Origin of the sequence: Isoptericola sp. NPDC056578 (assembly GCF_042793275.1) — a bacterium.
Taxonomy (GTDB): domain Bacteria; phylum Actinomycetota; class Actinomycetes; order Actinomycetales; family Cellulomonadaceae; genus Isoptericola.
In genome coordinates this window covers 1-13,067 of the sequence record NZ_JBHTVC010000066.1, presented here as the reverse complement: position 1 = coordinate 13,067, position 13,067 = coordinate 1, and the positions used below count along the sequence as shown (strand labels likewise).

Annotated in this window: 11 protein-coding genes; 5 read left to right on the top strand and 6 right to left on the bottom strand. The window is 76.3% G+C overall.

The window, feature by feature from the left end; translation table 11 throughout:
- Positions 1–35 precede the first annotated feature (35 nt).
- Together ACFQ80_RS19395 and ACFQ80_RS19390 are read left to right on the top strand one after the other, a co-directional pair.
- Positions 36–353, top strand: a complete 318-nt coding sequence (locus tag ACFQ80_RS19395) for an MTH1187 family thiamine-binding protein (protein WP_430548572.1) — start codon at positions 36–38, stop codon at positions 351–353.
- Between the two features lie 151 nt (positions 354–504).
- Entirely contained in the window at positions 505–2,208 is a 1,704-nt protein-coding gene (locus ACFQ80_RS19390) for a hypothetical protein (protein WP_430564798.1), read from the top strand.
- 30 nt (positions 2,209–2,238) lie between these two features.
- On the opposite strand, the gene ACFQ80_RS19385 is transcribed toward ACFQ80_RS19390, so the two are convergent.
- Positions 2,239–3,198, bottom strand: a complete 960-nt coding sequence (locus tag ACFQ80_RS19385; protein ID WP_430564797.1) for a zinc-binding dehydrogenase — start codon at positions 3,196–3,198, stop codon at positions 2,239–2,241.
- A gap of 77 nt (positions 3,199–3,275) precedes the next feature.
- Between ACFQ80_RS19385 and ACFQ80_RS19380 the strand changes: the two genes are divergently transcribed.
- Entirely contained in the window at positions 3,276–4,229 is a 954-nt protein-coding gene (locus ACFQ80_RS19380; RefSeq protein ID WP_430564796.1) for a hypothetical protein, read from the top strand.
- 25 nt (positions 4,230–4,254) lie between these two features.
- Here ACFQ80_RS19380 and ACFQ80_RS19375 read toward each other — a convergent pair whose 3' ends face one another.
- From ACFQ80_RS19375 to ACFQ80_RS19360, 4 genes are all read right to left on the bottom strand, one after another.
- Positions 4,255–4,683, bottom strand: coding sequence for a VOC family protein (locus ACFQ80_RS19375; protein ID WP_430548576.1), 429 nt, complete (start codon positions 4,681–4,683; stop codon positions 4,255–4,257).
- A gap of 106 nt (positions 4,684–4,789) precedes the next feature.
- Complete coding sequence (locus ACFQ80_RS19370) at positions 4,790–5,632, bottom strand: aldo/keto reductase (RefSeq protein ID WP_430564795.1); 843 nt, start codon at positions 5,630–5,632, stop codon at positions 4,790–4,792.
- A 33-nt stretch (positions 5,633–5,665) separates the two neighbouring features.
- Complete coding sequence (locus tag ACFQ80_RS19365; protein WP_430564814.1) at positions 5,666–6,865, bottom strand: homoserine O-acetyltransferase; 1,200 nt, start codon at positions 6,863–6,865, stop codon at positions 5,666–5,668.
- Positions 6,866–6,966: 101 nt separating this feature from the next.
- A complete protein-coding gene (locus tag ACFQ80_RS19360) occupies positions 6,967–8,421 on the bottom strand; it encodes a bifunctional o-acetylhomoserine/o-acetylserine sulfhydrylase (protein ID WP_430564813.1) in 1,455 nt (484 codons plus the stop codon).
- 323 nt (positions 8,422–8,744) lie between these two features.
- On the opposite strand from ACFQ80_RS19360, the gene ACFQ80_RS19355 reads away from it, so the two are divergent.
- Both ACFQ80_RS19355 and ACFQ80_RS19350 read left to right on the top strand, forming a co-directional pair.
- Positions 8,745–10,166, top strand: coding sequence for an NlpC/P60 family protein (locus ACFQ80_RS19355; RefSeq protein ID WP_430564794.1), 1,422 nt, complete (start codon positions 8,745–8,747; stop codon positions 10,164–10,166).
- 120 nt (positions 10,167–10,286) lie between these two features.
- Positions 10,287–11,921, top strand: coding sequence for a hypothetical protein (locus ACFQ80_RS19350; RefSeq protein WP_430564793.1), 1,635 nt, complete (start codon positions 10,287–10,289; stop codon positions 11,919–11,921).
- A gap of 19 nt (positions 11,922–11,940) precedes the next feature.
- Here ACFQ80_RS19350 and ACFQ80_RS19345 read toward each other — a convergent pair whose 3' ends face one another.
- Positions 11,941–13,002, bottom strand: coding sequence for a zinc-binding dehydrogenase (locus ACFQ80_RS19345; RefSeq protein WP_430564792.1), 1,062 nt, complete (start codon positions 13,000–13,002; stop codon positions 11,941–11,943).
- Positions 13,003–13,067 lie beyond the last annotated feature (65 nt).

The window sequence follows — 13,067 nt, the reverse complement described above, 5'->3', positions numbered from 1 at the left end:
CCTCGCCGACGGTCGTGGACGTGCAGGATGGGGGCATGGCCGTCTTCGCTTTCTCCGTCGCCCCGCTCGGCGCGGGCGAGTCCGTGGCGGACGCCGTCGCCGCCGCCGTCCGCATCGTCCGTGAGTCCGGGCTCCCCACCCGGACGACCGCGATGTTCACCGAGATCGAGGGGGACTGGGACGAGGTGATGCCGGTGATCCAGCGCGCCACGGAGGCCGTCGGGGCGGGCGGGCACCGGGTGTCGCTGGTGCTCAAGGCGGACATCCGGCCCGGGTACACCGGGCAGCTGGACGCGAAGGTCGCCCGGGTCGAGGAGCGGCTCGCCGACGACGGCGGCGCAGGTCACGCCTAGCCCGCCGACCGCCGACCGGCCTCGCCGCGGGCGACCTGGCGCGCCGACGCGCGCCTGAGAGCCCGCTGTGGTACACGCCACGTCGCGGGGGCCTTAGGCTTGCCCCGGGATCCGGCCGCCGGGGTCGGTTCCGATCCAGGAGTGGTGTGCAATGCCCCTGTTCGAGGTCGATGCCCAGAGGCCCCTCCTCGTCCAGTCCGACCGGTCGCCCGCGGCAAGCTCCCAGGGCGTCGGGACCACCGCCCACCGGGTGGTGGACAGTCACATCGACGGTCTGCTCGGCGAGCAGATCTTCCCGGTGAGCCCGGGCGTGGGCCCGGACGAGCCGCACCTGCTCGCCCTCGACGCGACCGGCTCGCCCGTCGTCGTCGAGCTCGTCGCCGACCTCGACCGCACCGCCCTCACCCGCGCGCTCGACCACGCCGGAGCCGCCGGCCGGCTGACGCGCGGCGCCCTGGCCGAGCGGTACCACGGCGGGCCGGCGGCGTTCCACCGGGACGTGGCGGCGTTCTACGACAGCGTGCCCATCACCCGCTCGCAGCCGGGGCGCAGCAGCGCCCGGCTCATCGTCATCTGCCAGGAGGCGAGCGAGGAGATCCTCAACGCCGTCGACTTCCTGCGCCAGCCCACGATGCCCGTCGAGGTGCTGAAGATGGGCGTGGTGCACAGCGCGGACGGGCGCCGCTTCGTGGACGTGTCGCCGCTGGTGATCCACCCCGCGTCCGCGCCGTCGGCCCCGAGCCTGTCCGCACCCGCCGCCCCGGCGGCGTCGAGGGACACCGTCGCCACGCCCGACGACGACGCCTCCGCGCGGACGGACGAGGCGTCCGCCCGCGTCGACCCCGAGACCTTCGCCGAGGGGGTGGCCGTCGGGCTCGCGCTGGGCGGGAAGATGCCCGCCACGGTCCAGGCACCCCGGGACAAGGTGGAGTCGGCCCCGCCGTCGCGGACCCGCCGCCGGGCCGCGCGCCCGCGGTCGGCCGAGGAGGGCCCGTCCGAGGCAGCCCTCCCGCGAGGCCCGCTGCCCGTGCCGGCGGCTCCCGTGCCCGCCCCGCACGCCCCCGTCCCCCCGCCGCCGTCGCCGGGCCCGGTGCCTGCGCCGGGCCGCGGACCCGGCCTCGACGACGACCTCGACATCACCCGCGAGCGGCCGCCGCTCCCCGGCGGCGCCCCGCGTCGCCGCTCGCGCTCGGACCGCTTCACGTCGCGACCGGAGCTCGACGGGTCGGTGTCGGACTACGGGCGCCAGGACTTCGGCGGTCAGGGCTTCGGTCGTGAGGACCTCGGTCGTGAGGACCTCGGGCGCCGGGACTTCGGTCAGGCGTTCGCGGAGGTGGCGGCACCCGCGTTCGACCTGCCGGTGCCGGAGCCGCGCTGGTCCGGCGTCGAGGACGACCTCCCCCGCCTGCAGGTGCCTCCGCTCGAGCCGCCGCGCCTGCGCACGCCGCCGTCCGACCCGTTGGAGCCGGGCTGGACGCCCGCGCCGCACGACCACGGCTACGACCCGCTGACGTCGCCCGTCCCGCCCCCGCCGGAGCCGCTCGCGGCGCCCGGGCCGTGGGCGCCGCCGCCCGCCGCGGGCGACGACGAGGTGGACCACGACCTCGTCGCGCTGGCCGGCACACTGGTGCACCCGACGACGATCGTGTGGTCGCGTCCGCGCCGCCGGCAGTACTTCGAGGCCGTGCTGCACCGGGACGGCGCCATCCAGCTCGCCGACGGTTCCCGCTACTGGCACCCGGACCACGCGGCGTCCGCAGCCTCGGGCTCGCCCACCGCCGACGGGTGGAGCGTGTGGCGCCTCGGCGCCGAGGGCCCGACGCTCCTGGACGCCTTCCGGCACCGTTTCGCCTGAGCCCGGAGGCGGCTCACCGCACCGCGGGGGTCAGGGCAGGACGACGATCTTGCCCGTCTGCTCGCCGGCCGCGAGGCGGGCCAGGCCCTCGCCGACGCGCGCGAGCGGCACGACGGAGTCGATGACGGGCCGCACGCCGGTGCGGGCGACGAACCGCACGAGGGCGGCCAGGTCGTCCCGGGAGCCCATCGTCACGCCCTGCACGCGGATCTCGTTGAAGAAGACGCGGGTGAGCTCGGCGGGCGGGGCGTCGCCGGACGTCGCGCCGCAGACGACGATCGTGCCGCCCGGCCGCACGGAGCGCACGGAGTGCGCCCAGGTGGCCTGGCCGACGGACTCGATCACCGCGTCCACGCGGGCCGGCACGCGGGCGCCCGACTCGACGACGTGCGCGGCGCCCAGCTCCAGGGCGCGCTCCCGGCGCTCCGCGGAGCGCGAGGTCACCGTCACCTCCAGGCCGGCCGCGGCGCCGAGCACGATCGCCGCGGAGGCGACGCCGCCGCCCGCGCCCTGCACCAGCACCCGGTCGCCGGGAGCGAGGCCGGCCGCGCCGAACAGCATCCGGTAGGCGGTGAGCCAGGCCGTGGGGAGGCACGCGGCGTCCTCGAACGACAGGTCGTCGGGGAGGGGCACCAGGTTGTGGATCGGCACCGCGACGTACTCCGCCAGCGTGCCGGGGTAGTGCTCCGACAGCAGCGTGCGGCGCTCGGTCGGCCCGACGCCGTGCCCGTCGGCGCCGATCACGCCGTGCAGGAGCACCGGCGAGCCGTCCGCGGCGGTGCCCGCGGCGTCGGTGCCGAGGATCATCGGGAGCTGCTCGGCCCGCAGGCCCACCCCGCGCAGGGACCACAGGTCGTGGTGGTTGAGCGTGGCGGCACGCACACGCACCGTGGTCCAGTTCTCCCGCGGCTCGGGTTCGGGCCGCTCGCCCACCTCCAGGCCGTCGAGGGGGGAGTCGGGCGAGAACCGGGCGACGGTGGCGGCGAGCATACGCACCAACCTACTGGTGGTCGCCGGTGGTGGGCGGACCTGGAGGCCGGACCGGGCGATGCCCTAGGTTGTCCGCCATGCCGATCGATGGGCCCACCGGTGGGGTCGAGGACGAGCTGGCCGCGGCGCGCGCCTCCGTCGTCGAGCACGCGCAGCAGTCGGCGCGTCGCCTGGTCGCGGGCCGGGAGCTCGCCGCGTCGGAGGAGGCCCTGGCGGAGGCGCGGGCCTCGCTCGCCGACGAGACGGCCGACGTCGCGCGGCTGGAGTCCCTGAGCCTCGTGCGCGTGTGGGCGGCGCTGCGTGGCGACCGCGCGCAACGGCTCGACGCCGAGCGTGCCGAGCAGCAGGCGGCCGAGTACGTCGCCGCGACGGCGCAGGCACGGCGGGCCGCCGCGGAGCGCGAGGTGCGCGTCGTCGACGCCGGTCTGGCCGCCCTCGGCGACGTGCAGGCCCGGTGGCACGCCGCGCTCGCGGCGAAGGAGGCGTGGGTGCGCGGTGCCGGCGGCCCGGGAGCGGCCGAGCTGGCAGCGGTGGCCGAGCAGGTGGGCGGATGGCGCGCCCAGCAGGTCGAGATCGGTCAGGCCCAGGTGGCCGCCGAGAGGGCCGCGCGGGCGCTGGCCGCGGCGGCGGACGAGCTGCGCGACGCCGACGGCTGGTCCACCTACGACACGTTCTTCGACGGCGGCATGCTCGCGAGCATGGTCAAGCACGACAAGATGGACCGCGCCGCGGGCCTGCTGCGCGAGGCGGACGCGGCGCTGCGCCACCTCACCGTCGAGCTGGGCGACCTCGGCGAGCAGGGCGTCGGCGGGGTCGGCGTCGACGGCCTCACCCGCACGCTCGACGTCTGGTTCGACAACATCTTCACCGACTGGTCGGTGCGGAACCGGATCGCCGAGGCCCGCGACCGGGTCGCGGGCGCGGGCCGCGCCGTCCACGGGGTGCGGCAGCGTCTCGCCGAGCGGGGCGCCGCCGCCGACGCCGAGCTCGCGGCGCTCGCCGCCCGGCGGGAGAGCCTGCTCGTCGGATGACCGGAGAGGCCGCCGGGCCGCGTCGTCAGGGGGCGCCGACGTCGAACATCCAGGTGATGCCGTACCGGTCGGTCACCTGGCCGTAGAAGTCGCCCCACGGCGCCTTGTCGAACGGCATCGCGTCGGTGCCGCCCTCGGCCAGCTTCGCGTACGCGCTCGCGACGTAGTCGTAGTCCTCCGGCCCGCCGGTCAGTGCGACCGTGACGCCGCTGGTGGGCGCCACGTACGGCATCATCGAGCCGGTGTCGGCGGCCATGAGGGTGAGGCCGGACGGCGTCTCGAGCTGGCCGTGCATCACGAGGTCCTTGTCGGCGTCCTCGATCGGCATGCCGGAGTCCGCGGGCATGTCGCCGAACCGGCTGACGTCGAGCTCGCCGCCGAGCACGGACCGGTAGAACTCCAAGGCCTCGGCGGCCTGGTTCCTGAAGCTGAGATACGGGTTGAGCCGGACCATGGGGCGCCTCCAGCAGCGCTGCGGTGTGGCTGGCCGCGCGGGTCGGCGGCCACGTCCACGCTAGGCGCGGCCGCCGACGCACGCGCGGCCACCGGCGTCCGGTCCCTCAGAGCATGTCCAACGGCACGGGCCCGTCCGGGGGCGGGAAGGCGGCGTCGAGCTCGGCGAGGTCCTCGGCGCCCAGGCGCAGGTCGCGCGCCGCGGCGTTGTCGCGCACGTGCGCGGCGGACCCGGACCGCGGGATCGCGACGACGCCCTCGCCCGCCAGCACCCACGCGAGCGCGACCTGCGCCGGGGTGGCGCCGTGCCGCCGGGCGACCTTCCGCAGCGCGGGGTTCCCGAGGATGCGCCCCTGCTCCACCGGCGAGTAGGCCATGGTCACCACGCCGCGCTCCCGGAGGAACGGGAGCAGGTCGTGCTCCGGCCCGCGACGGGAGAGGTTGTAGAGCACCTGGTCGGTCTGGCACGTGCTGCTCAGCCCGCCGGCGACGCCGTCGAGCTCGCGCAGGTCGTCGACGTCGAGGTTGCTGACGCCCCAGCCGAGCACGTCGCCCGCCCGGACCAGCGCGTCGAGCGCGGCCGCCGTCTCGGCCATGGGTACCCCGCCGCGCCAGTGCAGCAGGTAGAGGTCGAGCCGGTCGGTGCCGAGCCGCCGCAGGCTGGCCCGGCACGCCTCCACGGTGCCGCGCGCGTCCGCGTTCCACGGATAGACCTTGCTGACCAGCACGACGTCGTCGCGACGCCCGGCGACGGCCTCGCCCACCAGCTCCTCGGCCGCCCCCTCGCCGTACATCTCGGCGGTGTCGATCAGGGTGAGCCCCAGGTCGAGGCCGGTGCGCAGCGCGGCCAGCTCGTCGGCACGGCGGGACGGCGTCTCGCCGAGGTACCAGGTGCCCTGGCCCAGCGCCGGCACGGTGCGTCCGTCGGGCAGGGTGACGGTGTCGCTCATGCCTCGATCATGCCGCGCCCCGGGCGCCGCCGGTCAGCCGGCCTCGCTCTCGTCGATGTTCGCGCCGGCCAGGAAGTCGGCGACGATGGGCCCGAGCTGGTCGAACTCGATGAGGAAGCCGTCGTGCCCGAAGTCGGACGTGACGATCCGCAGCGGCTCCGCCCCGGGCAGCCACGCCGCGATGCGGCTCGCCTGCTCCGGCGGGAACAGGCGGTCCGAGTCCACCGCCACGACCAGCGCCCGCGACGTGATCTGCGACAGCGCCGACTCGACGCCGCCGCGGTCGCGCCCCAGGTCGTGGCTCAGCATCGACTCGGTGAGCACCAGGTAGGAGTTGGCGTCGAACCGGCGCGCGAGCTTGTCGCCGTGGTGGTCGAGGTACGACTGCACGGCGTAGCGCCCGTCCTCGAGCGGGTCCTCTCCGCCCTGCGGCAGCCGCCCGAACCGCACGTCGAGCTCGGCCGCCGTGCGGTAGGTGGTGTGCGCGATCTGCCGGGCGATGGCGAGGCCGGTGTCCGGCCCGTCCCCGTCGGCGGCGTCGTAGTAGTCGCCGCCACGCCAGCGAGGGTCGGCCCGGATCGCGCCGAGCTGCGGGTGCGCCCAGGCGATCTGGTCGCCCGACGTCTGCGCCGTCGTCGCGATGGCGGCGACGCCCTCCACCGCGATCCCGGCCTCGGGGCCGAGCAGCGCCCACTCCAGCACCCGCAGCCCGCCCATCGACGCCCCGACGACCAGCGACCAGCGCTCGACGCCGAGCTGGCGGGCCAGCTCGATCTCCGCGGCGACCTGGTCGCGCGTCGTGATGCGGGGGAAGCGCCCGCCCCACGGCCGGCCGTCGGGGGCCGTGGACGCCGGGCCGGTGGTGCCCTGGCAGCCGCCCAGCACGTTGGGCGCGACGACGAACCAGCGGTCGGTGTCGATGGGCGCACCGGGGCCGATCATGTCGGCCCACCAGCCGGCGGTGGGCTGGCCGGGTCCGGCGCCGCCGGTGACGTGCGCGTCGCCGGTGAGCGCGTGCAGCACGAGGACGGCGTTGGAGCCGTCGGCGTCCAGCTCGCCCCACGTCTCGTACGCCACCCGCACGTCGGGCAGCACGCCGCCCGCCTCGAGCTCGACCGCCCCGACGTCGGCGAACTTCCTCCCCGCCACCGGGTCGCCCTCGCGCCACGCGCCGGTGGCGGGCACCGGCGGCTTGACCTGCGCCCGCGAGTCGGTCGCCGGGCGGGACGTCATCGGGCGGACGGTCGGAGCGGTGCCGGAGCGGCGCCCGCCCACCGACGGCACGGTGGCGGCGACGCCGCCGCCGCACCGCGCCGACGGGCCGGGCACCGCCGTCACGCGGCGGCCTCGTCGTCGGACGTCGCGCCGTCGGTCGCGCCCGCGACGACGTCCGCCGCCGCGGCGAAGCCGAGCTCGAGGTCGGCGAGGATGTCCTGGACCCCCTCGAGGCCGACGGCGAGCCGCACCAGGGCCGGCGTCACGCCGGACTGCGCCTGCGCCTCCGGGGTGAGCTGCGAGTGGGTGGTCGACGCGGGGTGGATGACCAGCGAGCGCACGTCGCCGATGTTCGCCACGTGCGAGTGCAGCTGCAGCGCCGAGACGAAGGCGCGGCCGGCGGCGTTGGCCAGCTCCGGGTCGGCGACGTCGAGCTCGAACGCCACGACCGCGCCGGCGCCCTTCGGGGCGTACCGCCGCGCGTTGTCGTGCCACGGCGACGACGGCAGCCCGGCGTAGTGCACGAGGCGCACGTCGGCGCGCTCCTCGAGCCACTCGGCCACGTGCTGCGCGTTGGACACGTGCCGCTCCACCCGCAGCGACAGGGTCTCGAGGCCCTGGGCGAGCAGGAAGGCGTTGAACGGGGCCACGGCGGGGCCGAGGTCGCGCAGCAGCTGGACGCGCGCCTTGAGCACGAAGGCGAGGTTGGCGCCGAGCGCGGATCCCACGCCGAGGTCGCGGGCGTAGACGAGGCCGTGGTAGCTCTCGTCGGGCTGGTTGAAGCCGGGGAAGCGCTCGGGCTGCGCGGCGTAGTCGAAGGTGCCGCCGTCGACGATGACGCCGCCGATGGCCGCGCCGTGGCCGCCGAGGTACTTCGTGGCCGAGTGCACGACGACGTCGGCGCCGTGCTCGATCGGGCGCACCAGGTACGGGGTGGCGATCGTGTTGTCCACGATGAGCGGCACGCCCACCTCGTGGGCGACGGTCGAGACGGCGGCGATGTCGAGCACGTCCGCCCGGGGGTTGGGGATCGTCTCGGCGAAGAACGCCTTGGTGGTCGGCCGGGCCGCCGCGCGCCACGACTCGGGGTCGTGCGGGTCGTCGACGAACGTGGTCTCGATGCCCAGCTTCGGCAGCGTGTGGCGCAGCAGGTTGTAGGTGCCGCCGTACAGGCTCGGGCTGGCGACGAGGTGGTCGCCGGCCTGCGCGACGTTGAGGATCGCGAGCGTCTCGGCGGCCTGCCCGGACGCGACGAGCAGCGCGCCGACGCCGCCCTCGAGGTCGGCGACGCGCGCCTCGACGGCCTCCTGCGTGGGGTTGCCGATGCGGGTGTAGATGGGGCCGAGGTCGGCGAGCGCGAAGCGGTCGGCGGCGACGTCGGCGCTGGGGAACTCGAACGACGTGGTCTGGTAGATCGGCAGCGCGCGGGCCCCGGTGACGGGGTCGGGGGTCTGGCCGGCGTGGATCTGGCGGGTCTCGAAGGTCCAGCTGGAGGTCATGACGTGCTCCTGGGTGGCTCGGGTCGGGCGCTGTTCGGGCTCGGTCGGCGGTGATCGGGCCGCGGCGGGAACCAGGAGGCCTGCGCGTCTGGGGCGGGCCGCGGCGGTCGGCTGCGCACGCGGAGCGGATGGCTGGGTCGACGAGCGGCCGCAGGCAGGCGAACGTGCGCGGTGGTCAGCGGCACATTCGGCGGGTCATGCGGACGACCGTAGCCCGGCGGCGTAGCGCGCGACACCCGTGTCTCGCTATTCGGGACCAGAATATGGACGGCGTGTCGCCTTGCCAGGCGCGTCCCGACCGTCCCCTCGGGTGGCGGTCCCCGTCGCCCGGGGCGAGTCTGGGCGAGGTTGCCCGGAGAACATCTGCCGGTCAGCGCGTCCCGAGGGAGGAGCAGGACATGCCGCGCACCCGTCGTGCCGCCAGGGTCACCTCGTGGGTCGCCGTCGCGCTCCTCGGCGGAACGCCCGTCGTCACCGGGGGCGTCGCGTGGGCGGAGCCACCGTCCGACGACGACGTCGCGGCCGCGCACGCCGCGGCGGACGCCGCCGCGCTCGACGTCGCCGGGGCGCAGTCGCGGCTGGACGCGATCCGGGCCGAGCTCGGGCGTGCCGAGGCCGCCGTCCAGACCGCCGCCGAGGACTACGCGGAGGCCCGCGAGGCGCTCGCCGACGCGAAGCGCGAGACCGCCCAGGCGCGCGAGCGGGCCGACCGCGCCCAGCGGGCCGAGGACGCCGCCCGGGGCACGCTCGCCGAGGCGTACCGCACCACGGCGCGCGCGAACGAGAACGGCCTGGGCCCGCTCGACGTCGTCGCGGGGGCGCGCGACGTCGGCGACGTGGTGTCGGGCGAGGCCGCGCAGCGCGCGGTGGACCGGAAGGTCGCGGGCGCGCTGGCTCTGCAGGCGGACGTGCGGTCCGCCGCGCGCAACGCGGACGCCCGCTGGCAGGCCGCCCGCGCCGCGCAGCAGGACGCGAGCGCCGCGGCCGAGGCGGCCTTCGCCACCGCGCGGCGCACGGCCGCCGACCTCACCGCCCGCACCGCCGCCGCCGAGGACGAGCGCGACCGCCTGTTCGCGCGCCTCGCCGACCTGCGCAGCACCAGCGTCGAGCTCGAGCGGCAGCGCGAGGCCGACCGGCAGGAGCGGGCCGCCGCCGCGAGCGAGGCCGCCGCGCGGGAACGGGCCGAGGACGCCGCGTCCTCGGGCGGTTCGTCGGGCACGTCCGAGACGACCGCGGACCGGGCGGCCGCCCCCGACGCGCAGGCCGACCCGGAGCCCGAGCGACCGCGGTCGGGCGGTACGGACGACGGTGCGCGGGCCGACGACGAGCGGCAGGCCGAGCCCGCCCCGCAGCCGACGCGCACCCGCGAGCCCGCCCCGGACCCGGACCCGGCGCCGCGGCCCGACCCGAAGCCCGACCCGCCGCCGGTCAGCGGCGTCGGCCAGGGCAGCGCCGCGCAGGGCCGCGAGGCGCTCGCGTGGGCACGCTCGAAGATCGGGACGCCGTACCAGTGGGGCGGCGACGGCGACCCGGGCTACGACTGCTCGGGGCTGACCTCGGGGGCGTGGAACGCCGCGGGCGTGTGGATCACGCGCACGTCGCGGTCGCAGTACCTCACCGTCGGCAAGGTCTCCTACGACCGCATGCGCCCGGGCGACCTCATCTTCTACGCCAACGACACGTCCGACCCGTCGACCATCCGGCACGTGGCGGTCTACGCCGGCGGCGGGATGATGGTCGAGGCCCCGCGCCCCGGCATCGACGTCCGCGAGACCCCCGTCCGCTGGGACGAGGTCATGCCGTACGCCGGCCGCCCGTAGCACCGCGGTCACGGCGTTCCGGCGTGACCGTCGCTCCGCAGATTTCACCCGCTGTCACCCGTTTCCCCCCAGGACGACCGCCGCTATCGTCCAGCCAGTCCTCAGAGAGCGGGAGCGTGCGTGAGCGGGAAGCGCGGCCGGGCCGGGTCGGTCCTCATGACGGTGCTGGCGGCGTTCGGCCTGGTCGCAGGGGGTCTTGTGCCGCCCGCGACCGCCGACCCCGGGGGCAGCGAGACGACGGTCACCGTCGCGAGCGCGCAGTGGTGGCAGGGCCAACGGGTGCCGCTCGAGGCGACGGTGACCCACGACGGCGTCCCCCTGGAGAACGCTCCGCTGGCGGTGTTCGTCGACGGGCGGTTCCAGGCCCCCACCGTCCGGCCGCCGACAGGCACGGGGACGCTCTACTTCGTGTCGGGCCTCGTGCCGCCGGGGCGCCACGTCGTCGAGGTGCGGCACATGGACTACGACGCCCCCGACTACGGGGAGCCAGGTTCCTGCAGCTGCTTCTCGTCCGCCTCGGTCGAGGTCGAGGTGCTCGACCCCGGCACGATGCTGACGCCGGCCTCGTGGTTCTACGGCGACCGCACGACGCTTCACGTCGCGCTGCCGGGGCCGTCCGATGCCTGGTCCGGGACGATCGAGACGTTCGGCGGCCTGGAGAGCGCCCCGATCGTGGACGGGGCGGCCGACCTCCCGCTCGGCGGGAGGGCGGTGCAGCCAGGCTCGATGATCTGGCTCTATCAGCGGTCCGACACCGGCAGGCTGCTCTCGACCTGGGCGCTCCCTGTGGACGTCCGCACCAGGACCACGACCCTCGAGGCCACGCTGCCGGGCACGGTGCGACAGGGTGCGGTGGTGACCGTCCCTGTCCGCGTGAGCTCCCCCGACGGAGGGAAGCCGCAGGGCACGGTGGCGGTGGAGTACACCCGGAGCGGCACGGCCGTGCAGGTCGCGCGCGCGACGCTCACGGACGGCCGCGCGGCGGTGAAGGTGGCCGTGGACAGGATCCCGACGGGGACGCGCACGCTCACCGTGCGCTACACGCAGAGCGACGGCCAGGCGCCCTTCAGCTTCGCCGGGTCCGTGCACACCCGCTCCGTGACCGTCCTGCCCCGCCGGGCGACACAGGTCACCACGTCGACGGGCGACTCCTGGACCTACGCGAAGTCCCGGAAGGTGACGGTGCGCGTCGCGGCCGCCGGCGCCGACCCGGACGGCCGGGTCGAGCTGTGGGCGGGCAGGACGAAGGTCGCGTCCGCGCGCGTCGTCGACGGCCGGGGCACCCTCGCCGTCGGGGCGACGAGGGTGGAGCCGGGGCGTCGGAGCCTCACCGCGACGTTCGTGCCGGCCGTCGCCACCGACGCCCCGTCGAAGCGGTCGTGGACCCAGCAGGTCCGGAAGGCGCCCGCGACCGTCCGCCTGACGATGGACCGGACGCGGTTCCGCGCGGGTCGGCCGCTCGGCGGGGCCGTGCACGCGACGGTTCGCGTCTCCGTCCCGGGCCTCGCGGAGACCGGGGCCCTGTGCCTGCAGACCCGCCAGCCCGGACGGCCGTGGTCGGAGTGCTGGATCCCGGGCAGCGGGCCGCTGCGCTCCTCGCACCACGGCGTGAAGCGGACCAAGGTGCCCTCTGCGGCGCTGGTCCGGTTCCACGGCCCCGAGCGGGGAAAGATGTACGTGCGGGTCACGTACACCTCCCGCGACCCCGACCTCGTGGCGGGGGCGTCGCGGACGGTGACGACCGTCTGGCGGTGACCGTCGACGGCGCGGCGGGCTACGGACGGACCAGCACCTTGGTGGCGCGGCGCTCGTCCATCGCGGCGTACGCCTCGGCGACGTCGGCGAGCGGCAGCTCCAGGTCGAAGACCTTGCCGGGCACGATCGCGCCGGACAGGACCTCGGGGAGCAGCGTCTCCATGTAGCGGCGCGCGGACGCCATGCCGCCGCCGATGGTGACGTTGCGGTCGAACAGGCGCCGCACGCTCAGCTCCGGGCCGCCGTTGGGGACGCCGACGAAGCCGACCCGGCCGCCGCCGCGCACGACGTCGAGCGCGGTGTCCATCGACTGCTTGGTGCCGACGCACTCGAGCGCGGCGTCGGCGAGGTCCCCGCCGAGCAGGTCGCGCACGGCGGCGAGGCCCTCCTCGCCGCGCTCGGCGACGACGTCCGTGGCGCCGAACTCGCGGGCGAGGGCCGCCCGGTCGTCGTGGCGGCTCATCGCGATCACCCGCTCCGCGCCCAGGAGGCGGGCGCCGATCACGCCGGAGAGCCCGACGGCGCCGTCGCCGACCACGACGACGGTGTCGCCCGCGGAGACGCCCGCGGAGAACGCCGCGTGGTACCCGGTCGACATCACGTCGGCGAGGGTGAGCAGGTGCGGCACGAGACCCGCGGCCTCGAGCTCGGCCTCCGGCCGCCCCACGGGGAACAGGGAGTGCTGCGCGAGCGGGATGCGCACGCGCTCGCCCTGGGCGCCGTCGACCGGGTTCCCCCAGCGATCGGTGGAGCCGAACCCGGTGACGACGTCGCAGGCCGCGGGGTAGCCGGCCCGGCAGGACTGGCACTCGCCGCAGCTCATGGTGAACGGCAGGACCACGAAGTCGCCGACCTGCGCCGACGTGACGTCGGAGCCCAGCTCCTCGACCACGCCCACCAGCTCGTGACCGATGGGTCGCGGCCTCTTCACGGTCGTGACGCCGCGGTAGGGCCACAGGTCGGAGCCGCACACGCAGGCGGCGACGACGCGGACCACCGCGTCGCCGGGGGTGAGGATCTTCGGGTCCGGGCGATCCTCGACGCGGACGTCGCGGGGCCCGTGGATGACGGCTGCACGCATGGGTTCACGGTAGACGTCCCCCGCGCGGTCCGGGGGACGACGACGGCGCCGCACCCCGGCGGGGG